The sequence below is a fragment of the Pseudomonas tructae genome (assembly GCF_004214895.1).
Classification (GTDB): Bacteria; Pseudomonadota; Gammaproteobacteria; order Pseudomonadales; family Pseudomonadaceae; genus Aquipseudomonas; species Aquipseudomonas tructae.
The window spans coordinates 850,550-874,624 of the sequence record NZ_CP035952.1 but is presented as its reverse complement, the minus strand read 5'-3'; the positions used below and the strand labels follow the sequence as shown (position 1 = coordinate 874,624).

General features: G+C 62.6%; 21 protein-coding genes. 7 read left to right on the top strand and 14 right to left on the bottom strand.

Annotation, left to right across the window (positions count from 1 at the left end; genetic code table 11):
* Genes mutL through EXN22_RS03975 form a run of 4 tightly spaced genes read right to left on the bottom strand, consistent with a single transcriptional unit; the run spans position 1 to position 4,645 of the window.
* Entirely contained in the window at positions 1-1,902 is a 1,902-nt protein-coding gene (gene mutL, locus EXN22_RS03990; RefSeq protein ID WP_130262854.1) for a DNA mismatch repair endonuclease MutL, read from the bottom strand.
* Positions 1,899-3,323 (bottom strand): N-acetylmuramoyl-L-alanine amidase, encoded by a 1,425-nt coding sequence (locus EXN22_RS03985; protein ID WP_218567659.1) that lies wholly within the window; start codon positions 3,321-3,323, stop codon positions 1,899-1,901. Before EXN22_RS03985 ends, mutL begins: the two co-directional genes overlap by 4 nt.
* 3 nt (positions 3,324-3,326) lie before the next feature.
* Positions 3,327-3,797, bottom strand: a complete 471-nt coding sequence (gene tsaE, locus EXN22_RS03980; RefSeq protein ID WP_130262852.1) for a tRNA (adenosine(37)-N6)-threonylcarbamoyltransferase complex ATPase subunit type 1 TsaE — start codon at positions 3,795-3,797, stop codon at positions 3,327-3,329.
* Entirely contained in the window at positions 3,785-4,645 is an 861-nt protein-coding gene (locus tag EXN22_RS03975; protein ID WP_130262851.1) for an NAD(P)H-hydrate dehydratase, read from the bottom strand. The genes tsaE and EXN22_RS03975 overlap by 13 nt, the downstream gene beginning before the upstream one ends.
* Before the next feature lie 62 nt (positions 4,646-4,707).
* Here EXN22_RS03975 and queG point away from each other — a divergent pair, with 62 nt between their 5' ends.
* Positions 4,708-5,808 (top strand): tRNA epoxyqueuosine(34) reductase QueG, encoded by a 1,101-nt coding sequence (gene queG / locus EXN22_RS03970; protein ID WP_130262850.1) that lies wholly within the window; start codon positions 4,708-4,710, stop codon positions 5,806-5,808.
* Between the two features lie 32 nt (positions 5,809-5,840).
* Here the strand turns inward: queG and EXN22_RS03965 are convergent, their stop codons facing one another.
* Positions 5,841-6,452 carry a trimeric intracellular cation channel family protein gene (locus tag EXN22_RS03965; RefSeq protein WP_038997454.1) on the bottom strand — a complete coding sequence of 204 codons (612 nt, stop codon included), beginning with the start codon at positions 6,450-6,452 and terminating at the stop codon, positions 5,841-5,843.
* Between the two features lie 100 nt (positions 6,453-6,552).
* Complete coding sequence (gene orn / locus EXN22_RS03960; RefSeq protein ID WP_130262849.1) at positions 6,553-7,095, bottom strand: oligoribonuclease; 543 nt, start codon at positions 7,093-7,095, stop codon at positions 6,553-6,555.
* Between the two features lie 91 nt (positions 7,096-7,186).
* Between orn and rsgA the strand changes: the two genes are divergently transcribed.
* Both rsgA and EXN22_RS03950 read left to right on the top strand, forming a co-directional pair.
* A complete protein-coding gene (gene rsgA / locus EXN22_RS03955; protein ID WP_130262847.1) occupies positions 7,187-8,218 on the top strand; it encodes a small ribosomal subunit biogenesis GTPase RsgA in 1,032 nt (343 codons plus the stop codon).
* A gap of 258 nt (positions 8,219-8,476) precedes the next feature.
* A complete protein-coding gene (locus EXN22_RS03950) occupies positions 8,477-8,959 on the top strand; it encodes a TIR domain-containing protein (protein WP_130262845.1) in 483 nt (160 codons plus the stop codon).
* A 64-nt stretch (positions 8,960-9,023) separates the two neighbouring features.
* On the opposite strand, the gene motB is transcribed toward EXN22_RS03950, so the two are convergent.
* Positions 9,024-10,046 carry a flagellar motor protein MotB gene (gene motB / locus EXN22_RS03945; RefSeq protein WP_130262843.1) on the bottom strand — a complete coding sequence of 341 codons (1,023 nt, stop codon included), beginning with the start codon at positions 10,044-10,046 and terminating at the stop codon, positions 9,024-9,026.
* Positions 10,047-10,049: 3 nt separating this feature from the next.
* Positions 10,050-10,901 (bottom strand): flagellar motor stator protein MotA, encoded by an 852-nt coding sequence (motA, locus tag EXN22_RS03940; protein ID WP_130262841.1) that lies wholly within the window; start codon positions 10,899-10,901, stop codon positions 10,050-10,052.
* Between the two features lie 131 nt (positions 10,902-11,032).
* Between motA and EXN22_RS03935 the strand changes: the two genes are divergently transcribed.
* From EXN22_RS03935 to asd, 3 genes are read left to right on the top strand one after another with little or no spacing between them, the layout of a single operon-like run.
* Positions 11,033-12,568, top strand: a complete 1,536-nt coding sequence (locus EXN22_RS03935; RefSeq protein ID WP_130262839.1) for an HDOD domain-containing protein — start codon at positions 11,033-11,035, stop codon at positions 12,566-12,568.
* Between the two features lie 46 nt (positions 12,569-12,614).
* On the top strand, positions 12,615-13,433 hold the full coding sequence (locus tag EXN22_RS03930) for a rhodanese-like domain-containing protein (protein WP_130262837.1): 819 nt from the start codon (positions 12,615-12,617) through the stop codon (positions 13,431-13,433).
* Positions 13,433-14,296 carry an archaetidylserine decarboxylase gene (asd, locus tag EXN22_RS03925; RefSeq protein ID WP_115089122.1) on the top strand — a complete coding sequence of 288 codons (864 nt, stop codon included), beginning with the start codon at positions 13,433-13,435 and terminating at the stop codon, positions 14,294-14,296. Before EXN22_RS03930 ends, asd begins: the two co-directional genes overlap by 1 nt.
* Positions 14,297-14,453: 157 nt before the next feature.
* On the opposite strand, the gene serB is transcribed toward asd, so the two are convergent.
* The gene (serB, locus tag EXN22_RS03920) at positions 14,454-15,668 is read right to left on the bottom strand and encodes a phosphoserine phosphatase SerB (RefSeq protein WP_130262835.1); all 1,215 of its coding nucleotides are present in this window, start codon (positions 15,666-15,668) and stop codon (positions 14,454-14,456) included.
* A gap of 135 nt (positions 15,669-15,803) precedes the next feature.
* Here serB and EXN22_RS03915 point away from each other — a divergent pair, with 135 nt between their 5' ends.
* On the top strand, positions 15,804-17,297 hold the full coding sequence (locus EXN22_RS03915) for a HAMP domain-containing protein (RefSeq protein WP_130262833.1): 1,494 nt from the start codon (positions 15,804-15,806) through the stop codon (positions 17,295-17,297).
* 191 nt (positions 17,298-17,488) lie between these two features.
* On the opposite strand, the gene EXN22_RS03910 is transcribed toward EXN22_RS03915, so the two are convergent.
* From EXN22_RS03910 to parE, 5 genes are all read right to left on the bottom strand, one after another.
* Positions 17,489-18,193 (bottom strand): PqiC family protein, encoded by a 705-nt coding sequence (locus EXN22_RS03910; RefSeq protein WP_130262831.1) that lies wholly within the window; start codon positions 18,191-18,193, stop codon positions 17,489-17,491.
* A 176-nt stretch (positions 18,194-18,369) separates the two neighbouring features.
* The gene (parC, locus tag EXN22_RS03905) at positions 18,370-20,628 is read right to left on the bottom strand and encodes a DNA topoisomerase IV subunit A (RefSeq protein WP_130262829.1); all 2,259 of its coding nucleotides are present in this window, start codon (positions 20,626-20,628) and stop codon (positions 18,370-18,372) included.
* Between the two features lie 10 nt (positions 20,629-20,638).
* A complete protein-coding gene (locus EXN22_RS03900; RefSeq protein WP_130262827.1) occupies positions 20,639-21,157 on the bottom strand; it encodes a retropepsin-like aspartic protease family protein in 519 nt (172 codons plus the stop codon).
* A complete protein-coding gene (locus tag EXN22_RS03895) occupies positions 21,154-22,140 on the bottom strand; it encodes an esterase-like activity of phytase family protein (RefSeq protein ID WP_130262825.1) in 987 nt (328 codons plus the stop codon). The genes EXN22_RS03900 and EXN22_RS03895 overlap by 4 nt, the downstream gene beginning before the upstream one ends.
* Entirely contained in the window at positions 22,137-24,041 is a 1,905-nt protein-coding gene (gene parE / locus EXN22_RS03890; protein WP_130262823.1) for a DNA topoisomerase IV subunit B, read from the bottom strand. The genes EXN22_RS03895 and parE overlap by 4 nt, the downstream gene beginning before the upstream one ends.
* Between the last annotated feature and the right edge of the window lie 34 nt (positions 24,042-24,075).

Genomic DNA, 24,075 nt, shown 5'->3' with positions numbered 1-24,075 from the left:
TCATCGACCGCGCAAAAACAGTTTGTCCAGATCGTCCAGGCCCATCTGGGTCCAGGTCGGTCGGCCATGGTTGCATTGACCGCTGCGCTCGGTGTTTTCCATGTCGCGCAGCAAGCCGTTCATTTCCGCGATGGCCAGGCGTCGGTTGGCGCGAATGGCGCCGTGACAGGCCATGGTCCCGAGGAGTTCGTTCAGGTGTGCCTGAATTCGGTCGCTGGTGCCGTACTCCATCAGGTCGGCCAGCACGTCCTGGACCAGGCGATTGGCCTCGGCCTGCTTGAGCAGCGCCGGAATCTGCCGGATTGCCAGGCTTTCCGGGCCCAGGCGCTGCAGCTCGAAGCCCAGGCGCTGGAACCACTCGGCGTGCTCTTCGGCGCAATCGGCTTCGCGCTGGCTCAAGGCCAGGGATTCGGGCACCAGCAGCGGCTGGCCGCTGAGGCCTTCACTGGCCATGGCCACCTTGAGGCGCTCGTACATGATCCGTTCGTGGGCGGCGTGCATGTCCACCAGCACCAGGCCGACGGCATTTTCAGCAAGGATATAGATGCCCTTGAGCTGAGCCAGAGCGTAACCCAGCGGCGGAATATCGCCTTGACCTTCGGGCAACGCAGCAGGCGCGGCCTCGTTCAGCGGGGCAAAAAATTCACGGTACACCCCCTGGGCTTCGGCCGCAGGCAATGCCTGGGCTGGCCGTGGCGTGTACTGATATTGATAGCCAGCGCCACTGCCATTGCTGCCCATGGAGGGGCGCAGACCCGGCTCGGCAGGTGGCTGTTCGAGCAGGTTGGCGGCCAGGCGCATCTCGCCCTGGGGGCCAAACTCACCGGCCTGCAGGCCACTGGGGCGAATGATCTCGCTGGTCGCAGCGGGCGCGGCCAACTGGTCTTCCGGGCGCACGTCGGCTAGGGCGCGGTGCAAGGTGCCATATAGAAAGTCATGCACCATGCGCCCGTCACGGAACCGCACTTCGTGCTTGGTCGGGTGCACGTTGACGTCGACCCCCGTGGGGTCGACCTCGAGAAACAGCACGAAGGTCGGGTGTCGGCCATTGAACAACACGTCCCGATAGGCCTGGCGCACAGCGTGGGCAACCAGCTTGTCGCGTACCGCACGACCGTTGACGAAAAAGTACTGCAGGTCGGCCTGGCTGCGCGAGAAGGTCGGCAAACCGACCCAGCCCCACAGGTGCAGGCCATTGCGCTCGACCTCGATCGGCAGCGCCTGCTCAAGGAAGCCCGGGCCGCAAATGGCCGCTACGCGCCGGGCGCGGGCGGTGTCGTCGTGGGCTTCGTGCAGGCTGAGGATGCTTTTGCCGTTATGGCGCAGGTGAAAGCCCACGTCAAAGCGCGCCAGCGCCAGGCGGCGGATCACTTCCTGCAGGTGATCGAATTCGGTTTTCTCGGTCTTGAGGAACTTGCGCCGTGCCGGGGTGTTGAAGAACAGGTCGCGCACTTCCACCGAGGTTCCGACCGGATGCGCCGCAGGCTGGACCCGCGGGGCCATATCGCGGCCTTCGGTTTCCACCTGCCAGGCCTGCTCGGCGTCACGGGTACGCGAGGTCAGAGTCAGGCGGGCGACCGAGCTGATCGACGCCAGGGCTTCACCACGAAAGCCCAGACTCATGACCCGTTCAAGGTCTTCAAGGTCGCGGATCTTGCTGGTGGCGTGCCGGGCCAGCGCCAGCGGCAGGTCATCGGCTGCGATGCCGCCACCGTCGTCGCGCACCCGCAGCAACTTGACGCCGCCCTGCTCGACTTCCACGTCGATACGCCTGGCACCGGAGTCCAGGCTGTTTTCCAGCAATTCCTTGATCACCGAGGCCGGGCGCTCAACCACCTCACCGGCGGCAATCTGGTTGGCCAGCCGTGGGCTGAGCAGTTCGATACGGGCACTGCTACTCATTGCTGGACCGCCAGTGCCGCAGTCGGAATATTCAGGTGCTGGCCGACTTTCAGTTCGTCTGTTTTCAGGCTGTTGGTGCTGCGCAGGCTGGCAACGCTGACCTGATAGCGCACGGCAATCATCGCCAGGGTCTCACCCGGTCGCACCGAGTGGTCGCGCGGCCCCTGGGCAATCTTGCCGCTGTCACGCAGCCAGGCCACATAGGTGCCCGGAGGTGGGTTCTGCTGGAAGAACTGGCGCACGCCGCTGTGGATCGAACGCGCCAGCGATTGCTGGTGGCTCGGGGTCGCCAGCTTGGCAGCTTCGTTGGCATTGGAGATAAAGCCGGTTTCCACCAGGATCGACGGGATGTCCGGCGACTTCAATACCATGAACCCGGCCTGCTCGACGCGCTGCTTGTGCAACGGCGTGATCCGACCCATGTTGCCCAGCACCTTCTGCCCGACATTGAGGCTGGAGGTGAGCGAGGCGGTCATCGACAGGTCGAGCAGCACACCGGCGAGCATGCGGTCCTTGTCATCGAGGCTGACGTTGCCGGCGCCACCGATCAGGTCGGAACGGTTTTCGCTGTCGGCCAACCAGCGCGCGGTTTCCGAGGTGGCACCGCGATCGGACAGGGCGAACACCGAAGCACCGAAGGCGGCCTTGGACGGCGCCGCGTCGGCGTGGATCGAGATGAACAGGTCGGCGCCCTTCTTGCGGGCGATTTCGGTACGCTTGCGCAGCGGGATGAAGTAGTCGCCGGTGCGGGTCAGTTCGGCACGGAAGCCCTTCTCGGTGTTGATCTGGCGCTGCAGCTCCTTGGCGATGGCCAGGACGATGTCTTTTTCGTGCTGGCCGCGCGAGCCGGAAGCACCGGGGTCTTCACCACCGTGACCGGCGTCGATGGCGATAACGATGTCACGCTTGCCGTTGGGCACCGGTGGCAGCTTGATCGCCGGTTGCGCCGGGGTGACCGGGACCGCTGGCGTGGTCGCCACGGGCGGGGTAGGCGGTGCCGGCGCGGCATCAGCCTCCTGGTCGAACAGATCGACCACCAGGCGGTTGCCGTACTGGGCATTGGGCGCCAGGGTGAAGCTCTTGGGCGTCACCGATTTCTTCAGGTCGACCACCACGCGCAGATCGGTTGGCGTGCGCTGGGCAGAGCGCACGCTGGTAATCGGGGTATTGGAGGTGGACACGGTCAAGGGCGCAGCCAGGGTCGCGCCATTGATGTCGATCACCAGGCGGTCCGGGGCGCTCAGGGTAAATACGCTGTGCTGCACAGGGCCTGAAAGGTCAAAGACCAGCCGCGTGTTATCCGGCGCTCGCCATAAACGCACGCTTTTGACTTGCGTGACGGCCAGCGCGTCGACGGTTACTACCGTAAGCAGCAGTCCTACGACAGAAACCAGTGCGCGAATGCGCATACCTATCCCCATTTTCTATTTGAATTCCAAGGCCAGAGCGGCACACCAGGCTTCGCCACGTGCCCCCTGCGGCGACAGGTTGAGCGAACGACCATTCGCCTGGGGGCTTATGGTAATGGTCAGGTCGGGCTTTGGCAAAATGCCCGCCCCATTCTGGGGCCATTCGAACAGGCACAGGGCATCTTGTTCGAAATAATCGCGGATGCCCATGAACTCCAGCTCCTCGGGATCGACCAGGCGGTAGAGGTCGAAGTGAAAGGCGCGAATTTTACCAATCTCGTAAGGCTCAACCACTGTAAAAGTAGGACTTTTTACCGCACCTTGATGCCCCAGGCCGCGAATAATGCCCCGCGACAGAGTGGTTTTGCCGGCCCCCAGGTCCCCTTCAAGAAAAATCACGCCGTGACCTTGGGTCACTTCGGCAATGCGATAGCCCAAGCGCACCATGGCCTCTTCATCGGCCAAAAACAGGGTTATGCCAGACACGCTGAGTGCTCCTCCAATAATTGACGAATTGCCGGGACCATATCGCTGGCCGCCAGGCCGCGGCCCTGTACGCCAAGGCGCTCGCCGGCGCAGGCATGCAGCCAGACACCCAGGCAGGCCGCCTCCCAGGCCGACATGCCCTGAGCGCGCAAGGCGCCGAGCACGCCACTGAGCACATCCCCAAGGCCGGCACCCGCCATGGCCGGGTGACCGCGCGAGCACAGTGCCAACTGCCCGAACGGGTCGGCAACCAGGGTGCCAGAGCCCTTGAGCACACATACGACCGCATATTTGCGTGCGAGTTTGCGCGCAGCGCCCGGCCGATCGGCCTGCACCGCTTCGGTCGACACGCCGAGCAGACGCGCCGCCTCCCCCGGATGCGGGGTGATGATGCTGCCCTTGGGCAACGGTAATGGTTGGCGTGCCAGCAGGTTCAGGGCATCGGCATCCCACACCTGCGGCGCCTGGCTGCTGGCCAGCGCCGACAACAGGCTGCGCCCCCAGGCCGCCTGGCCAAGGCCCGGGCCAACGACCAGCAGCGAAGCGCGTTCAATGACGGTCATCAGTTGGTTGGCAGAATGCACCCCCAGGCTCATCACCTCGGGCAGGCGCGCCATGGCCGCCGGCACATGCTCAGGCCGGGTTACCAGCGATACCAGCCCGGCGCCGCAGCGCAAGGCGGCCTCGGCACTGAGCAGCGCGGCGCCGCCGGTACCGCGATCACCTCCCACCACCAGCACATGGCCGAAGTCACCCTTATGGGCGTCAGCAGGCCGTGGCGCCAGGGGCGCAAGGGTGACGCTGGTGAGCCGCTGCGGCTCGTTTGCGGGGTGTTTGGTCTGAGGCATGGGTCAAAGGCTCTGATGTCTGGCAGAATTATACGCACCTGAGTCCGTATTGCCTTATTCCCATGTCTGCTTCTGCCCCCGATCTCCCCGCACTGGCCCAATCGATCAAGGATTGGGGCCGAGAGCTTGGTTTTGCCCACGTCGGCATCACCGGGGTGGACCTGGGCGTGCACGAAAAACACCTGGAGCGTTGGCTCGAGGCCGGCTACCACGGCGAAATGGACTACATGGGTGCTCACGGCAGCAAGCGCTCGCACCCGGATGAGCTGGTGCCCGGCACCTTGCGCGTGGTGTCGCTGCGCATGGACTACCTGCCCGGCGATACGCGCATGGCCCAGCAGCTGGCCCAACCGGAAAAAGCCTATATCTCGCGCTATGCCCTGGGCCGCGATTACCACAAACTGGTGCGCAAGCGCGTGCAGCATCTGGCCGAACGCATTCAGAAGGACATCGGCCCGTTTGGCTTTCGAGCCTTCGTCGACAGCGCCCCGGTACTGGAAAAGGCGATTGCCGAGCAGGCCGGCCTAGGCTGGATCGGCAAGAACACCCTGCTGCTCAACCGCAAGGCTGGCAGCTACTTCTTCCTTGCCGAACTGTTCGTCGACATGCCATTGCCAGTCGACCCGCCACAGGCCAGCGAGCACTGCGGACGTTGCAGCGCCTGCCTGGACATCTGCCCGACCCAGGCCTTTGTCGGCCCTTATGTACTGGACGCCCGACGCTGTATCTCGTACCTGACCATCGAGCTGAAAAGCGCCATTCCCGAGGATCTGCGACCGTTGATCGGTAATCGGGTGTTCGGCTGCGATGACTGCCAGATCGTCTGCCCGTGGAACCGTTTCGCCCGCCCCTCCGGCGAAAGCGACTTCAAGCCCCGACACAACCTCGACAGCGCCGGGCTTGCCGAGCTGTTCCTGTGGGATGAGCAGACTTTCCTCGACAGTACCGAAGGCTCACCGCTGCGCCGCGCCGGGTATGAACGCTGGTTGCGCAACCTGGCGGTGGGGCTTGGCAACGCGCCATCGACTATCCAGGTGCTGGAGGCGCTCAAGGCGCGGCAGGAATACCCGTCAGAGCTGGTGCGCGAGCATGTGCAGTGGGCGTTAGGGCAACATTCTTCGCGGGGCAAGCCCGCTCCCACAGGGATTAGCGCCGGCCTGTAGGAGCGGGCTTGCCCCGCGATACGGTTATCGACTCAATGCTCGTCGTTGTAGTGAAACTTGGGCATTTCCCAGTGAAAACGAATCGCCAACAGCCTTAGCAGGAAGCCACCAAACAAGGTCAGCAGAATCGCCTGCTCGCCCGGTACATTGAAGTACACACAACCCAGGTAGAACCAGGCCGCAGCGAACGAGACACTGGCATACAACTCGCGACGGAAGATCAGTGGAATATCGTTACAGAAGATATCCCGAAGAATGCCGCCGAAGACCCCGGTGATCACCCCGCTGATCGATGCCACCAGCATACCCTGGCCCATTTCCAGCGCGGTCATGCAACCGATCAGGGTGAAGGCCACCAGCCCCAGGGCATCGAGCACCAGGAATAGCGAGCGCAGGTGGCGCATCAGTGGCGCGATAAAAATGGTCATCAGCGCCGCAAAGCTGGTCAGCACCAGGTACTCCGGGTGCTTGACCCAGGTCAGCGGGTAATGCCCCAGCAGCACATCGCGTACCGAACCGCCGCCCAGGGCGGTAATGCAGGCGATCAGCACCACACCGAACCAGTCCATGCCGCGACGCCCGGCAGACAGCGCGCCAGTCATGGCTTCAGCGGTGATAGCAATGAGGTAGAGCATCAACAACATGGCGCAGATCCGTGCAATGGGGCGCGCAGTCTAACCAGTTGCCACAGGCACCAAAAGAGGGCGCCGCACGGATTGTCTGTACAAGCCGGCGGCGTTGCGATCAGAACTTGATGAAGTGCTGACGATAGTGGCGCAGTTCGTTGATCGACTCGCGAATATCGTCCAGCGCCAGGTGAGTGCCGCCCTTCTTGAAGCTGTCGCGCACTTCAGGCGCCCAGCGTGCTGCCAGCTCCTTGAGGGTCGAGACATCGAGGTTGCGGTAGTGGAAGTAGTTTTCCAGGTTGCGCATGTGGCGATAGAGGAAGCGGCGGTCCTGGCAGATGCTGTTGCCACAGATCGGCGACTTGCCCTTGGGCACCCACTGCTCCAGGAAGGCAATGGTCTGCGCCTCGGCTTGGGCCATATTGACAGTGCTGTCCTTGACCCGCTGGGTCAGGCCGGAGGCGCCATGGGTGCGGGTGTTCCACTCGTCCATGCGCGCCAGCACCTGGTCACTGTGGTGAATGGCGATCACCGGGCCTTCTGCCAGGGTGTTGAGGTCGCTGTCGGTAACGATGGTGGCCATTTCGATAATGACGTCTTGATCCGGGTCCAGACCGGTCATTTCCAGGTCGATCCAGATCAGGTTCTGTGGGTTCTGCATGATTCTGCTCCTCGGTAGGTGCGCAGTTTAGCCTAGTGGAGCGTGCTAAACTGCCCGCCGTTAAATATCGCTTGCCGAACACGGAACCTTCATGGCCAAACGCCAGCTCAATCGACGCCAGAACTGGCGCATCGAAAAAATCCAGGGTGAACGCGCTGCCCGCGCCGCCAAACGCGAACAACAGACCCTGAAGGAGCTCGAAGGCGGCGACCTCGGCCCGGAACAATTGGGCCTGGTCATCGCCCACTTTGGCGTGCAGGTTGAAGTCGAAGCCCAGGATGGCGAGGTCGCCGGCCAGGTGTTCCGCTGCCACCTGCGCGCCAACCTGCCAGCCCTGGTCACCGGCGACAAGGTGGTCTGGCGTGCCGGCAACCAGGGCATCGGCGTGATCGTTGCGCAAATGCCGCGCCACACCGAGCTGTGCCGTCCGGACAGCCGTGGCCAGCTCAAGCCGGTGGCCGCCAACGTCGACCTGATCGTGATCGTATTCGCCCCGGCACCCGAGCCCCATGCCAACCTGATCGACCGCTATCTGGTGGCCGCCGAGCACGCCGGCATCCGCCCGCTGCTGCTGCTGAACAAGGCCGACCTGATCGACGAGCAAAACGCCCCAGCGCTCAACGCCCTGCTGGCGGTGTACCGGCAGCTCGGCTATCCGTTGCTGGAGGTGTCTGCCCACCACGGCAATGGCATGGAGCAACTGCAGGCCCAGCTCGACGGCCACATCAGCGTGTTCGTCGGCCAGTCCGGTGTAGGTAAGTCGTCGCTGGTCAACAGCCTGTTGCCCGAGGTACAGACCCGCGTCGGTGATCTATCGGAATGGTCCGGCCAGGGCACTCACACCACGACCACGGCGCGCCTCTACCACTTTCCGGGCGGAGGCGAACTGATCGACTCCCCGGGCATCCGCGAATTCGGTCTGGGCCATGTCAGCCGCGCCGATGTCGAAGCTGGCTTCATCGAGTTCACCGACCTGCTTGGCACCTGCCGCTTCCGCGACTGCAAGCATGATCGCGAACCCGGTTGCGCCCTGCTCAAGGCCCTGGACGATGGCCGCGTGCAACAGCAACGGATGAACAGCTATCGCTCGATTATCGCCAGCCTGCCGCAAGACAGCTATTGAGTAGCCGAGGCTCGGCAACGGGCCTTTATTCATTGATAAGTAAGAATATTCCGTAGGAATTTTTACCAAAACAAGTAGGCTTCATCTTGTTTGTCGGTGGTCCCTTGCTGTCCGAAAGACTTTCACTGATTGTCACCTTTCAAGATTCGCCGCCATGAAGCGAATCACCCCATGCCCTGCGTGTGAAAGGAATCAAACAATGACAATTCAGCCCTTGCGCATCAAATCCATGCCCTCCAATCAGGGAGGGCAGCGCTGATGCCAGTCTTTATCAGTTATCGACACAGTGAACGTCTGGACGCCTTCATCATCAATGAACGGCTCAAGCTCGAAGGTATCAACACCCAGCTGGACCTGTTCGACACCGAAGCCCAGCAGACCACCGACGATATCAGCGGCATCATCCGCCGCAACGTCAGCCAGTGCACCCACCTGATCGCCGTGCTGGCACCGGAAACCGCCGACGCCTGGTGGGTGCCTTTCCAACTTGGCGCCGCGACCCTGGTCAACCGCCGCGTCGCCTTCTACCAGTGCGGCGAAGCAACGCTACCAGGGTACCTGGAGAAGTGGCCGACCATGAACAATCGCGAGCACATCGAGCTGTACGTACGCGCCTACCACGACGAGCAGACCTTCAAGCGTTCGATTGACAGCGACGCCTGCGAGGCCAATGCCACCAATCGCTCCAACGCCGACTTCTTCCATGCCGACCTCAAGGCCAAAATCCGCCGCGGCTTCTAACCCTTGACGCAAAAAAACGCCCGTGGGCAGCGCTGCGCACGGGCGTTTTTTTCAAACAACAGTATTACTGTTTGTTTTCGTCCATTTTCAACACACCATCTTCGAAGATGTTCAGCTTCTGCCGCAACTCCCGTGGCTGCATCGGCTCAGGCTCGGCGGCCGGACTCGGCGCTGGCGTAGCGCCTGGAGCAGGCGCCGCAGCACCGGGTGGTGCGGCATCAGGGGCGGAAGGCTGGGTCTGCTCACCTTCGATGGTGCGCTGGGCCTTCTTGGTCAGGACGATGATATCGATACGGCGGTTGACCGGATTGAGCGGGTTCTGCCGGTCGAACAGCGACGACGAGGCATAGCCCACCACCCGCGCAACCTGGGTATCCGGATAGCCACCAGCGACCAGCGCGCGACGGGCGGCGTTGGCACGGTTGGCCGACAGCTCCCAGTTGCCAAAGTCGCCAGTGCCCGCGTAGGGCTTGGCATCGGTATGACCGCTGATGCTGATCTTGTTCGGCACCGCCTTGATGGTGTCTGCCATGGCCAGCAGGATATCTTCGAAGTACGGCTGCAAGCGCGCGCTGCCCAGGTCGAACATCGGCCGATTCTCGGCGTCCATGATCTGAATGCGCAGGCCGTCCTGGGTAATCTCGAAGAGAATCTGGTCCTTGAACTTCTGCAGTTGCGGGTTCTCTTCGACCTTGTTCTGCAGCTCTTGCAACAGCAGTTCCAGGCGCTCGCGCTCGACCTGCTCGGCCATGTTCTCGACCGTGTTCTGGTCGATCGGGATGCTGCTTTCAGGCGTAGGCTCGGACTTTTCTTCCGGGTTGATGGTCTTTTCCGGCGCAAGCTGAGGCGAGCCGCCCAGGTCAATGATGTAGGGCGTGCCGCTTTCGGAAAATCCGATCGGGTCCTTGAAGTAACCGGCAATGGCAATCTTCTGCTCGGGCGTGGCGGTCGACAGCAGCCACAGCACGAGGAAGAACGCCATCATCGCCGTGGCGAAGTCGGCGAAGGCAATCTTCCAGGCACCACCGTGGTGGCCGTCGCCAAAGCGCTTGATGCGCTTGACGATAATGGGCTGATTGTTCTCCATGGCTTAGCGACCGCGAACTGCTTGTTCCAGCTCGGCGAAGCTTGGGCGGTGGGCCGGGAACAGCACCTTGCGCCCGAACTCCACGGCCAGCGACGGCGGCATGCCCGAGGCCGAAGCCACCAGCGAGGCCTTGATGGCCTCGTAGACGTTAAGCTCTTCCTTGGCGTCATGGCGCAAGGAGGTGGCCAGCGGGCCGAAGAAGCCGTAAGCGGCGAGAATACCGAAGAACGTACCGACCAGTGCCGCACCCACGTGCAGGCCGATGGACTTCTGGTCACCATCGCCCAACGAGGCCATGGTCACCACGATACCCAGTACCGCGGCAACGATACCGAAACCTGGCATGCCATCAGCGATGCCGCTGACGGCGTGAGACGGATGCTCGAGCTCTTCCTTCATGCTCAGCAGCTCCATGTCGAACAGGCCCTCGAGCTCGTGCGGGGCCATGTTGCCGGTGGACATGATGCGCAGGTAATCACAGATGAACGCGGTCATGCGTTCGTCACCCAGGACGGCCGGGTACTTGGCGAAAATCGGGCTGGCAGCGGCGTCTTCGATATCGGCTTCGATCGCCATCATGCCTTCACGACGGGATTTGTTGAGAATCTCGTAGACCAGGCCCAGCACCTCGACATAGAAGGTGTGGGTAAAGCGCGTGCCGAACATCTTCAGCGACTTCTTGATTACATGCATGGTCATGTAACCAGGGTTGGCCTGGAGGAACGCACCGAAAGCGGCACCACCGATAATCAGCACTTCAAAAGGCTGAATCAGGGCCGCAATCTTGCCGTGGGAGAGTACATATCCGCCGAGCACACTCGCGAATACGACGATGATGCCGATAATTTTAGCCATAGATAGAAAGCACTTACTGTCGTGGTCAGGGTCGTGAGCGGAAGTTAAAAAAACTCTTCTTCTACTTATCGGCAGAACTGCGCCAGACTATAGTCAGTCAAGGCGAAAAGCCAGTTCGGCCTACCTCCAGCATGCCTATTGAAACCATCGTGCCAAGTCAAACACCAAAAACACTCGATGCCTGGGTCAAGCTTCTCGATAGTGTGCGCCTGCCGGTGCCGCTTGCCAGTTACGAACGGGTAAAGGCGGCTATCGACGACAGCCGCCGTTCGTTGCGCGATATCGCCGAATTGATGCAGGACAGCCCGGCGCTGGTGCTCAGCGTAATGCGCGAGGCCAACCACCACAGCAACACCAGCCTGGGCGAACCTGCCGAAAGCCTGGAGATTGCCCTCAATCGCCTGGGTCTTGCGCGTACGGCGCAGTTGTTGGAGCGCCTGCCGGCCGTACCCGAAGGCGAGATTGCATTGACCCTGCGCCAATTGCAGCTGGTAAGCCAGCATGCCAGCCAGCAAGCCAATGGCCTGTTCGCCAGCCGCCTGGCGCGCCTGTGGCAAGAAATTCACTGGGGCAGCCTGCTGTTCCTGTCGCCACTGTGGCCGCTGGCCCTGACCCACCCCAAGCTGCTTGAAGAGTGGGAGCTGCGCGTGGTGCACAAGGGCGAATCGGCCCCCAGGGTGGAAAAAGAGCTGTTTGGCGTACGCGTCATGAGCCTGTGCAAAGCCCTGGCCGAACACTGGCGACTACCAGACTGGGTAACCCGCGGTTACCATTTACTCCAGGAAGAACGCCGGCTACTGGCCGAAGCGAGCCTCATCGCCCGTGACCAGGACAGCCTGCACCAGCAACAGCGCCTCGACGATCAGCCGAGCTTGCACCGCTGGTTCAACCAGCCGGCCAACACCGTGCTACTGGCCAACGGCCTGGCCCTGGCCTCACAGGTAGGATGGACCAATGGCCATGTGCAGCGCTGGCAACTGCTCACCAGCCTGTACCTGCAGACCTCTCTGGACGATGTGCAGCAACGGGTGCACCAACAAGCTGCGATCAGTGCCCGTCATCATGCCTGCCCCGGCTTGTTCCACCCGGCCGAGGCACTGCTCTGGCCCTGGCACCAGCAATGCCTGCACCAGGGTCAGATCGCCCCGTCGACGCCCTCGGCCCAGGCCCTGGGCACCTGGCGTACGCTCTGTGGTGAACTGCTGGCCGAGCCTAGCCCGTTCAGCAATTCCATCCACCTGACGAGCCTGGCCCGCGATGCCCTGGTCGCCTGCGGCATGCAACGCGTGATGCTGCTGATGACCGACAAGACCCTGACCCAGTTGCGGGTTCATCAGGTTGCCGGCCTTCCCGGTGAAGCAGCCAGCCTGGTACTGCCCATTGAACAAAGCAAACTGCTGCAACGCTTGCTGAGCAAATCGGCGCAGTTGCGCCTGACCCCGGACAACCACGCCCAGTTCTCAGCCTTGTTGCCAGCCAGCCTGCGCGCGCTGTTTCGCAGCGAACACCTGCTGCTACGCTCACTCTCGAGCAATGGCCGGACGGTGATGCTGCTGATCGCCGACCAAGGTGGCAAGCCATTGGCAGATGTCAGCGTGCAAGCATTCGGCAAAACCGCGCAATGCATCGAGCGGGCCCTGACCGCCTTCAGCAACCGCAGCGCCTGAGCCATGCGCTACAATCGCCCCCTCTGTTTCGCCCTGGAGACTCTGGATGACTGACTTTTCTGGCCTGCCCCTGGTTATCGAGCCGGCTGACCTGCAAACCCGCCTGGAAGCGCCAGAGTTGATTCTGGTCGACCTGACCAGCCCAAACCGTTATGACAGCGGGCATATTCCCGGTGCGCGCTTCGTCGACCCCAAGCGCACTCAGCTGGGCCAACCTCCCGCGCCGGGCCTGTTGCCGGCCAAGGTCGAACTGGAAAAGCTGTTCGCCGAGCTTGGCCACAACGCCAATGCGGTCTACGTGGTCTATGACGATGAGGGCGGCGGCTGGGCCGGGCGCTTCATCTGGTTGCTGGATGTGATCGGTCATTCGCGCTACCACTACCTCAACGGCGGCGCTCAGGCGTGGCCAGCGAGCAACCTCAGCAAAGAAGTACCGGCCAATGCCAACGGTACGGTCAACCTGATCCTGCACGACGAGCCAACGGCCACCCGCGAGTACCTGCAAAGCCGCCTCGGCGCCGCCGACCTGGCCATCTGGGATGCCCGCAGCCCGGCCGAATACCGAGGTGAGAAGGTCCTCGCGGCCAAGGGCGGCCACATCCCCGGCGCGGTCAATTTCGAGTGGACCGCTGGCATGGACCTGAACGATCACCAGCGAATCCGCAAGGACCTACCCGAGATCCTTGAGCAGCTGGGTATCAGCAAAGACAAGGAAGTGGTCACCCACTGCCAGACACATCACCGTTCCGGCTTTACCTACCTGGTGGCCAAACATTTGGGCTACCCTCGGGTCAAAGCCTACGCCGGATCCTGGGGCGAATGGGGCAACCACCCCGACACCCCTGTCGAAGTTAAGGAAACCTAATGAAATCCCGCTTGTTCATCATCAGCCAGTACCTGTTGCCTCATCACCTGCTCTCGCGCCTGGCCGGCTGCATCGCCGAATGCCGCGTGCGCTGGTTCAAGAACGCTTTCACCAGTTGGTTCGCCAAGCGCTACCAGGTGGACATGTCCCAGGCCCTGGTCGAAGACGTCACCGCCTACGAGCACTTCAACGCCTTCTTCACCCGCGCCCTCAAGCCCGGCGCGCGCCCCCTGGATGAAACCCCAGGGGCGATTCTCTGCCCGGCCGACGGTGCCGTCAGCCAGCTCGGCCCGATCGAGCACGGTCGCATCTTCCAGGCCAAGGGCCACAGTTTCAGCGCCCTGGAGCTGCTGGGTGGCGATCCGGCCAATGCCGCGCCGTTCATGGGTGGCGAGTTCGCCACCATCTACCTGTCGCCCAAGGATTACCACCGCGTGCACATGCCGCTGGCCGGCACCCTGCGCGAGATGATCTACGTGCCGGGCCGGCTGTTCTCGGTCAACCAGACCACCGCCGAAAACGTTCCGGAGCTGTTTGCCCGCAACGAGCGCGTGGTCTGTCTGTTCGACACCGAGCGCGGACCGATGGCCGTGGTACTGGTCGGCGCGATGATCGTTGCCTCGATCGAAACCGTCTGGGCCGGCCTGGTAACACCACCCAAGCGCGAACTGAAGACCGTGCGCTACGACGAAGCCAGCCGAGCGCCGATCCACCTGGAAAAAGGCGCCGAGCTGGGCCGCTTCAAGCTGGGTTCGACGGCGGTCGTGCTGTTCGGACCAGAGCAAGTGAAATGGGCCGAAGAACTCGGCGCAGGTTCCGCCGTGAGCATGGGCCAGCGCCTGGCATTGCCGGCACAAGCCTGAAAATGAAAAAGCCCGCAGCGATGCGGGCTTTTTTGTCTGTAGGAGCGGGCTTGCCCCGCGAAGAGGCCGCTGCGTTCAGCACATCGGTGACACCGGGATGACGACCGCTTCGCGCTCGATCGCGGGGCAAGCCCGCTCCTACCTAAAACAGCCCCCCTTAGGCATGACCGTCGCGATCACGAAAGCCCAACAGGTACAGCACACCATCGAGCCCCAGGGTTGAGATCGCCTGCTTGGCCGACTGTTTGACCAGCGGCTTGGCACGGAAGGCCACGCCCAGCCCGGCTATAGCCAGCATCGGCAAGTCGTTGGCGCCGTCGCCGACGGCAATGGTCTGCTCCATCTGCAAACCTTCCTTTCGCGCCAGCTCGCCGAGCAGATCGGCCTTGCGCTGGGCATCAACGATGGGCTCGACCGCAACGCCAGTGACCTTGCCGTCGACCACTTCCAACTCGTTGGCGAACACATAGTCGATCCCAAGCTTGGCCTGCAGCTGCTTGGCAAAGTAGGTGAATCCGCCGGAGAGGATGGCGGTCTTGTAGCCCAGGCGTTTGAGCTCGGCAAACAGTGTTTCGGCGCCCTCGGTCAGGCGCAGCGAAGCACCGATCTGGTCCAGCACGCCGACATCCAGGCCCTTGAGCAGTGCCAGGCGCTCCTTGAAGCTGGCACGAAAATCCAGTTCGCCGCGCATGGCCCGCTCGGTGATTTCCGAAACCTGCTCGCCAACCCCGGCGGCCTTGGCCAGTTCGTCGATCACTTCGGCCTCGATCAGTGTCGAGTCCATGTCGAACACCGCCAGGCGGCGATTGCGACGGAACAACGAATCCTGCTGGAAAGCGATGTCAACGTTCAATTCCTGGGCGACGCTGAGGAACTCGGCGCGCAGGGCCTGCGGATCAGCGGGCTCGCCGCGGACCGAGAACTCGATGCAACCCTTGCTCAGTTCAGCAGGCGTATCCAGCGCCACACGACCCGACAGGCGATCGATATGGTCGATGTTCAGTCCGTACTTGGCCGTGATCGAACTGACTCGCTGCAACTGCTCGGCAGTGACTCGGCGGGTCAACAAGGTGACGATATGGCGGGCCTTGCCCTGGCCTTCGACCCAATTCTGGTAGTCCGCTTCGGAGACCGGAGTGAAACGTACCTGCTGGTCGAGTTCGTTACCCGCAAACTGGATGTTCTTGAGCACCGATGAGGCCTTTTCGGTGTCCGGGATTTCCACGAGGATGCCAAAAGACAAGGTGTCGTGAATCACCGCCTGGCCGATGTCGAGGATGTTCACCCCGCCTTGGGCCAAAACCCCGGTGATGGCCGCGGTAAGACCCGGGCGGTCTTCACCGGTGATGTTAATCAGAACGATTTCGCGCACTACGGGCTCCGACTCGTTGAAAAAAAGCGCATTCTACCGATTTTCGCTGACCATCGGGCGCAGTCGATACTTTGCCCGCCCCTGAGCGCTCGCTATACTGCGCAGCAACTTCTCCGACATAAAGAGCCGCGCTCTGTGAACCGGCCCACGCCCGTTAAAACCGACAACTTCTTCCTGCTGATCTTCCACGCCCTGCGCCAACGCCGAGTACCGCTGGCGCTGCGTATCGCCTGCCACAACGTGTTCCTGGTGGCACTGGCGCTGGTGATCTACGCCTGCGTGATGGGCCTGCAATTCAAGGAAGCCATGCACGAGCAGGCCGATGCCCTTGGGCAGAGCCTGACCACCCAGACGGCTACCTCGGCCACCGAGCTGCTGGTGTCCAACGACATCCTCAGCCTCAACGTGCTGCTCGGCAACCTGGTGAAAAACCCGCTGGTGGCCCATGCGGCAATCTACAGTGTCGACAACCGGATCCTCGCCGAGGCTGGGCAGCGCCCGAAAAACGGCCTGCTGGGCGAAGCCGAAGGCCTGTACCAGACCAAAATCACCTTCCAGGACGTGACCGCCGGGCAACTGCGCATCAGCCTGGACATGAGCCAGTTCCAGCAGCCGTTGACCATCAGCCTGCAGAGCATGGGCATTCTCGCTGGCATCCTGCTGGCGTTGGCACTCGCCATGAGCCTGCGCCTGGGTCGCTATATCTCCACACCGCTGTTGCAGTTGCGGGTCTGGCTGCGCGATATCAACGAGTTCACCCCGGCCATCGAACGCCAGGATGAAATCGGCGACCTGGCGCGCCAGCTGCATACACGCCTGGCACCGCCCCCACGGGAAATCGAGCCGCAAGAAGAGTCCTTCGACGAGGATGAGCCGGAATTCGAAGTGCGTAACCTGCGCGATCCAAGCTTCGACGAACAGCCTGCGGTGGCCAAGGCTGCCAAACCGATCAAACCTGCAGCGGATGACGACAGCGATGATGCCTTCGCCGACCTGCTCGATGAAGCCGACAGCCCCGCCCCTGCACTGGCAGCCCCGGTCAACCGCGAACCACAGGCCAGCGCCGTGCTGGCGGTGCAACTGGGCTCTCAGGAGCAACTGCGGCGCCTGCCACGCACGCGCCTGACCGAGCTGCTGGAGCGCTACCGCGACTGCCTCGATCAGGCTGCCTCGCTGTACGAAAGCGAAGTCCACACCCTCAACGACGGCAGCACCCTGCTGTTGTTCCACAGCCAGGACAGCGGCGAGGACTACCTCACCAACGCCATCTGCTGTGGCGAGCTGCTGCGTGCCCTGAGCCATGCCTTGCAGATCGAGGTGGCCGACAGTGGCATCACCTTGCAACTGCAACTGGGCCTGGCCTTGGGTGAAGACCTGCACGGCCTGAGCCAGATCGACCTGCTGCTGACTGAAAAGGCCCAGGATGCCCTGGCCCTGTCGCAGCACAGCCGCAACCTGCTGCTGGTCGAGCGCAAGATCAGCGACGATGCCCTGGTGCGCCAGCGTGCCCGCATCCGCCCGATCGCCAGCCCCGAAGGCGCCTGCTGCGTCGAGCGTCTGATGGAGCCCTATCCGTCGATGCTGGAGCGGCAATTGGCGCGGATGCATGAGCGCCGGGTCAAGAACTGATCCACTGCTACACAAAAAGCCCGCAGTGATGCGGGCTTTTTGTTGCCTTTCTTGAACTACCCCCACCTTCCCTGTGGGAGCGGGCTTGCCCCGCGATAGCTGACTATCAGCCACATCGCATCGCGGGGCAAGCCCGCTCCTACAGGCACAAAAAAGCCCGCATCACTGCGGGCTTCTTCAAGGCACTCGATTCAGAAGCGGAAGACTTCCAGGTCGGTACGAATTGGCGTAGCCAATGGGATCTTGGATTTCTCCGGCTCTTTGCGAACCTGAACCGGTGCCGCCTTTTTCGGTTGTTCTTCAACCACCACAGGCTGGTTGGCCAGAGGCTTCATTGCAATACTCAACTGCTCGGCGAGCTTTTGCAGCAACTGGCCCTGAGCTTGAACCTGAGCAGACTCGCTCCCCAGGTGCTGTTGCTCCAGGTGCACGATGCGGTTGTCGCGGACCTGACCACGGCGGTCCAGCAGACGCCACTGGGCATCGAGAATCGCTGGCTGGTTAGTGCCGGAGTCCAGGCGAGTAATCGACAGCAGCACCTGTACATCGGGAGTGAAGCCGGTGCTGGCAGGAGCCAGGACCACACGCTGGCTGTCCAGGCGCCAGGCCAGTTGCCGGACCAGCAACTGGTCGATGTCTGCCGACAGGCTGCCAGCCCAGCGACCATCGGTGGCGGCGGTCAGGCTACCATCAGCCTGGCGTTGCAGCAGGGTTTCGCGTTGCAGGTAGTCGGCAACCGACACAGGGCCGAGAACCACGGCCATGCCCGCGCTTTGCTTGGGTTGGCCAGGCTCACCGCTGTCGAGCTGATACAGGGAAACCGGCTGGTGCATGCTGCAACCCGCCAGTCCGAGCACGCCGCACAGCAAAACCATCGGAAGGCGCAGAAATTTCATCATCCCATCCAGGCGGTCGCCACAAGGCAAACCGCAGTGATACTCATATAGATTCGTTTGGATACACAGCCACGCTGGTACCGCAAGGGGCCTATCATCCGCGAAATAACGGCTCGACTCCAGTGTTTCAACCGCGAACGGGCACGAAAGTACCCGTACAGGGTGTCTAACCCGGCTTATCCGGGGATTTCGACCAACAGTGCATCGACCCGCTGGAAGCCACGAGGCAATTTGTTGCCCCGGCGCCCGCGCTCACCCTTGTAATGCTCAAGATCGTCGGCCTTGAGTGACAGGGTACGCTTGCCCGCTTGCAATACAAGGGTCGCACCCTCGGCAATAACGGCAAGGTCGGTGACAAATTCTTCACGCGAGGCAACCCGGTCACCCGGGATGCCGATGATCTTGTTGCCCTTGCCCTTGCCCAGTTGCGGCAGGTCGCTGATCTTGAAGATCAGCAGCCGGCCTTCGGTGGTCACGGCGGCCAGCCAGTTGTGCTCGCGATCGGGCACCGGACGTGGGGCGATGACCTTGGCACCATTGGGCAGGCTGAGCAGGGCCTTACCGGCCTTGTTCTTGGCCTGCAGGTCTTCGCCTTTGACCACGAAGCCGTAGCCGGCATCGGAGGCAATCACATACAAGGCATCATCTTCAGGCAACAGCACGCAGTCGAAGCTTGCGCCCGGCGGCGGTGTCAGCCGGCCGGTCAGCGGCTCGCCCTGGCCCCGGGCCGATGGCAAGGTGTGGGCGGCCAGCGAGTAGCTACGGCCAGTGGAGTCAATCAATACGGCAAACTGGTTGGAACGCCCTGCGGCGGCGGCCTTGAAGCCATCGCCAGCCTTGTATGAAAGGCCGGTGGCGTCGATATCGTGGCCCTTGGCGCAACGTATCCAGCCCTTCTCCGAAAGCACCACAGTGACCGGCTCGGTCGGCATCAACTCATTTTCCGACAGGGCCTTGGCTTCGGCACGCGCGACAATTGGCGAACGGCGATCGTCGCCATAGGTTTCGGCATCCTTGATCAGCTCGGCTCGCACCAGCTTGCGCAGCTTGGTTTCGCTACCCAGCAGGGCAGTCAGCTTGGCTTGCTCCTTGGCCAGCTCGTCCTGCTCGTTGCGGATCTTCATCTCTTCCAGACGCGCCAACTGGCGCAGGCGGGTTTCGAGAATGTACTCGGCCTGGGTTTCGGTGAGGTCGAAACGGGCGATCAGCGCAGCTTTGGGGTGCTCTTCGGTGCGGATGATGTGGATCACTTCATCCAGGTTGAGGAAGGCCACCAACAGGCCTTCGAGCAGGTGCAGTCGGCGCTCGACCTTGTCCAGGCGGAACTTCAGCCGCCGGCGCACCGTCTGCACGCGAAATTCCAGCCACTCGACCAGCAACGCACGCAGGTTTTTTAGTTGCGGACGACCGTCAAGACCAATGATGTTGACGTTGACCCGGTAGCTGGACTCAAGCTCGGTGGTCGCGAACAGGTGCTGCATCAACTCGTCGAGATCAACCCGGTTGGAGCGCGCGATGATGACGATGCGGCACGGGTTCTCGTGATCGGATTCGTCGCGCAGGTCAGCGACCATCGGCAGTTTCTTGGCCTGCATCTGCGCGGCGATCTGCTCAAGCACCTTGGCCCCGGAGACCTGGTGCGGCAGCGCGGTGACGACGATATCGCCGTCCTCGATGCGATACACCGCACGCATGCGTACCGAACCACGGCCACTTTCATAGATTTTCAGCAGCTCGGCGCGCGGCGTGATGATCTCGGCTTCGGTCGGATAGTCCGGGCCCTGGATATGCTCGCAGAGCTGCTCGACCGTGGCCTTGGGCTCGTCGAGCAGGCGCACGCAAGCCGAGGCCACTTCACGCAGGTTGTGCGGCGGCACGTCGGTGGCCATGCCCACGGCGATACCGGTGGTGCCATTGAGCAGGATGTTCGGCAGCCGCGCAGGCAACACCGCTGGCTCGTCGAGGGTCCCGTCGAAGTTCGGCACCCAGTCGGCGGTGCCCTGGCCCAGCTCGCTGAGCAGTACCTCGGAGTAGCGCGACAGGCGTGCCTCGGTGTAACGCATGGCGGCGAAGGACTTCGGATCGTCCGGCGCCCCCCAGTTGCCCTGGCCATCGACCAGGGTGTAGCGGTAACTGAACGGCTGCGCCATCAGCACCATGGCTTCGTAGCAGGCCGAGTCGCCGTGGGGGTGAAACTTGCCGAGCACGTCACCGACGGTACGCGCCGACTTCTTGTGTTTGGAGTCAGCGTCCAGGCCCAGTTCGCTCATGGCATAGACGATGCGCCGTTGCACCGGCTTCAGGCCATCGCCGATATGCGGCAAGGCGCGGTCCATGATCACGTACATGGAATAGTTGAGGTAGGCCTGTTCGGTGAAGTCAGCCAGTGACCGGCGCTCTACGCCATCGAGGCTGAGATCAAGGGAGTCGCTCATGCGGGCCTCATCATTTCAGGTTCTGGCGCAGCAGCAAGGTGCCACCACGCTGGGTAAATTCGAGTTGTTTCAGGGCGCTCATGCCCAGTAATACCTGCTCGCCATCCAGCCCCGGGACCACCAGTGCGCGCACATTGCGCAGGAGGATATCGCCCAGTTGCAGCTGCTCCAGCCGCGTACGATAACCCTGGGTACGACCGTTGGCGGTGCTGAGCATCACAGGCGCACCGCGCGCAAGGCCAAGCGTGCCTGCCAGGCCTTCGGGAATCGCCACGTCGGTCGCACCGGTGTCGAGCAGAAAATGTACCGTCTGACCATTGATTCGGCCATCGGCGACGAAGTGCCCTTGACCATTACCGGCCAGCTGCACTTCGATGTAACCCTCGCCATGTTGCGAGGTGACCACGGCATTGGGGTTGGCCTGGCGCTGCTCCCATTCACCGAAAAAGCGCGTGGCCAGGAACAGGCCGGCTGCCCAGGCAAGGATCAGCAACACCCGGCCTGCCCGCTTGCCCGGCGGCTGGCTCACGATTTGGCACTCCAGCCACCGGCCGGTGCGGCAAAGCGCCAGACGATCGGTCGCGATTCACCGTCCTGGCGGGTCGCGCCATTGTTGTCGAGGCCGATCCAGGCGCCTTTTGCATCGATCACCAGCGCTTCGGCCAGGCCGAAGGGCTGTGAATAACGTCGAGGTTCGGCCAGGGCATCGGCGGCAAACGACCAGCAACGTTCGACCTTGGCCGTTTGCGCATCGCGCCGGCAGATGCGGTAGGCGTTGCGCTCCAGGGTGAACAGCTTGTCGTTGAACAGTGCAAGGTCGGCAAAGTCGCGCGACACCGGCCGCGGCTTGGCCATTTGCGCCGGCTGCATCTCGACCCCGGCTTCGCTGAGCAGCACACAGCCATTGCCACAGTTCCAGGTGGTTTGCTGGCGATTGATCAGCAGCAGGCCGCGGCGTTCGCGCTCGGCCGCCAGCCAGATACGGTCACCGGCCGGGCTCACCGCCAGGCCTTCGAACAGTGCATTGAAATGCAGCAACATGCCACTGGCCCGTGCCTGGCGGACCATGCTCGGGTCGATCTTCAGCCAGTTGGGCTGGCCCTCCACCGGCACCTGCAGCACCGCCGCATGGGCTTCGCTGACGAGGTAGTGATTGCCGGCGGCATCGCAGCTGATGCCTTCAAAATCCAGCTCGCCGCCTCGCACCTGCGAAGCGGCCCAGGTGCGCGAGCGCAAGCCCCAGGGCAGGCCGCTGTCCGGAACTGGCGGTACAGCCATGTGCACCGCTTCGGCTTGCCACACAGCGGCCGAAGTCTCCAGACGATAGAGCAGTTCGTCGTCACGGTCGGAAACCGCCCACAAATCGCCGCGGCACTCGCTCAAGCCGGACAGGTTGCCACCGCGCATACCTTCGACAGGATGCTCGGCGACCAGCTTGAGTTCCGGCCACGGCGCTGCCAATGCAGAAAGCGACAACAGCGCCAGTGCTGCGGTCAGGGCCAGACGTATCAAGCCAGGACCTCGGCCAGGTTACCCTTGGATTCCAGCCAGCTCTTGCGATCACTTGCACGCTTCTTGGCCAGTAGCATGTCCATGATTTCGCGGGTGCCCTCCAGATCTTCCAGGGTCAGCTGGACCAGGCGCCGGGTGTTCGGGTCCATGGTGGTTTCACGCAACTGCGGCGGGTTCATCTCACCCAGGCCCTTGAAGCGGGTGACCTGCGGCTTGCCGCGTTTCTTCTCGGCCACCAGGCGGTCGAGGATGCCATCGCGTTCGGCTTCGTCCAGGGCGTAGTAGATTTCCTTGCCCAGGTCTATGCGGTACAGCGGTGGCATGGCCACATACACGTGGCCGGCCTCGACCAGCGGGCGGAAGTGCTGGACGAACAGCGCACAGAGCAGCGTTGCGATGTGCAGGCCGTCGGAGTCGGCGTCGGCGAGGATGCAGATCTTGCCATAGCGCAACTGGCTCATGTCCGCAGCCCCCGGGTCGACCCCAATGGCCACGGCAATGTTGTGCACTTCCTGACTGGCCAGAACTTCGCCACCATCGACTTCCCAGGTGTTGAGGATCTTGCCGCGCAGCGGCAGGATCGCCTGGAACTCCTTGTCCCGCGCCTGTTTGGCCGAACCACCGGCGGAGTCACCCTCGACCAGGAACAGTTCAGCGCGCATCGGGTCCTGCCCGGCGCAGTCCGCCAGCTTGCCTGGCAGTGCCGGGCCCTGGGTGACGCGCTTGCGCTCGACTTTCTTGCTCGCCTTCAGGCGCCGGCCAGCGTTGTTGATGGCCAGTTCCGCCAGTTGCATGCCCAGCTCGGGATGAGCGTTGAGCCACAGGCTGAAGGCATCCTTGACCACACCGGAGACGAACGCAGCGGCCTCGCGCGAGGACAGGCGCTCTTTGGTCTGCCCGGAGAACTGCGGTTCCTGCATCTTCATCGAGAGCACAAAGCTGATGCGCTCCCAGACGTCTTCGGGCGCCAGCTTGACGCCGCGCGGCAACAGGTTGCGAAACTCGCAGAATTCGCGCATGGCATCGAGCAGGCCCTGGCGCAGGCCGTTGACGTGAGTACCACCCTGGGCGGTGGGGATCAGGTTGACGTAGCTTTCCTGAACGCTGTCGCCGCCTTCGGGCAGCCACAGCAGGGCCCAGTCGACCGCTTCCTTGTTACCGGCCAGGCTGCCGCAGAACGGCTCGTCAGGCAGACGCAGAAAGTCACTGACCGAATCGACCAGGTAGGAACGCAGGCCGTCTTCGTAGTGCCACTCGACCTTCTCGCCGGTGCCTTTGTCTTCGAAGCTGACCAGCAGCCCCGGGCACAACACCGCCTTGGCCTTGAGCACGTGCTTGAGGCGGCTGATGGAGAATTTCGGCGAGTCGAAATACTTTGGATCCGGGGCGAAGTACACACTGGTGCCAGTGTTGCGCTTGCCAACGCTGCCGACCACTTCCAGCTCGGTGGCCTTGTAGCCATCGGCGAAGGTCATTTGGTATTCGTTGCCGTCGCGCTTGACCTTGACCCGCACCTGGCTGGACAAGGCGTTGACCACCGAAATACCCACCCCGTGCAGACCACCGGAGAACTGGTAGTTCTTGTTGGAGAACTTGCCGCCAGCGTGCAGCTTGGTAAGGATCAGCTCGACCCCGGATACGCCTTCTTCAGGGTGAATGTCCACCGGCATGCCGCGACCGTCGTCGGACACTTCCAGGGAATGGTCGGCGTGCAGGATCACCTGAACCGACTTGGCGTGCCCGGCCAGGGCTTCGTCGACACTGTTGTCGATCACTTCCTGGGCCAGGTGGTTCGGCCGGCTGGTATCGGTGTACATCCCCGGGCGCTTGCGCACCGGGTCAAGGCCGGAGAGGACTTCGATGGCGTCTGCGTTATAGGCACTAGCGCTGGGAATGGCCATGGGGTCTCGTCGTCAGTCGTGGGTGAAAATAGGT

Bases quoted from the DNA above. Each gene is read 5' to 3' on its own strand.
- EXN22_RS03935 (WP_130262839.1), top strand. From the start codon at position 11,033: ATGCCTATTGAAACCATCGTGCCAAGTCAAACACCAAAAACACTCGAT.
- EXN22_RS03975 (WP_130262851.1), bottom strand. From the start codon at position 4,645: ATGCCTCAGACCAAACACCCCGCAAACGAGCCGCAGCGGCTCACCAGC.
- EXN22_RS03965 (WP_038997454.1), bottom strand. From the start codon at position 6,452: ATGTTGTTGATGCTCTACCTCATTGCTATCACCGCTGAAGCCATGACT.
- motB (WP_130262843.1), bottom strand. From the start codon at position 10,046: ATGGAGAACAATCAGCCCATTATCGTCAAGCGCATCAAGCGCTTTGGC.
- EXN22_RS03985 (WP_218567659.1), bottom strand. From the start codon at position 3,323: ATGGGGATAGGTATGCGCATTCGCGCACTGGTTTCTGTCGTAGGACTG.
- EXN22_RS03930 (WP_130262837.1), top strand. From the start codon at position 12,615: ATGACTGACTTTTCTGGCCTGCCCCTGGTTATCGAGCCGGCTGACCTG.
- asd (WP_115089122.1), top strand. From the start codon at position 13,433: ATGAAATCCCGCTTGTTCATCATCAGCCAGTACCTGTTGCCTCATCAC.
- queG (WP_130262850.1), top strand. From the start codon at position 4,708: ATGTCTGCTTCTGCCCCCGATCTCCCCGCACTGGCCCAATCGATCAAG.
- motA (WP_130262841.1), bottom strand. From the start codon at position 10,901: ATGGCTAAAATTATCGGCATCATCGTCGTATTCGCGAGTGTGCTCGGC.
- EXN22_RS03910 (WP_130262831.1), bottom strand. From the start codon at position 18,193: ATGAAATTTCTGCGCCTTCCGATGGTTTTGCTGTGCGGCGTGCTCGGA.
- parC (WP_130262829.1), bottom strand. From the start codon at position 20,628: ATGAGCGACTCCCTTGATCTCAGCCTCGATGGCGTAGAGCGCCGGTCA.
- orn (WP_130262849.1), bottom strand. From the start codon at position 7,095: ATGCAGAACCCACAGAACCTGATCTGGATCGACCTGGAAATGACCGGT.
- rsgA (WP_130262847.1), top strand. From the start codon at position 7,187: ATGGCCAAACGCCAGCTCAATCGACGCCAGAACTGGCGCATCGAAAAA.
- parE (WP_130262823.1), bottom strand. From the start codon at position 24,041: ATGGCCATTCCCAGCGCTAGTGCCTATAACGCAGACGCCATCGAAGTC.
- mutL (WP_130262854.1), bottom strand. From the start codon at position 1,902: ATGAGTAGCAGTGCCCGTATCGAACTGCTCAGCCCACGGCTGGCCAAC.
- EXN22_RS03950 (WP_130262845.1), top strand. From the start codon at position 8,477: ATGCCAGTCTTTATCAGTTATCGACACAGTGAACGTCTGGACGCCTTC.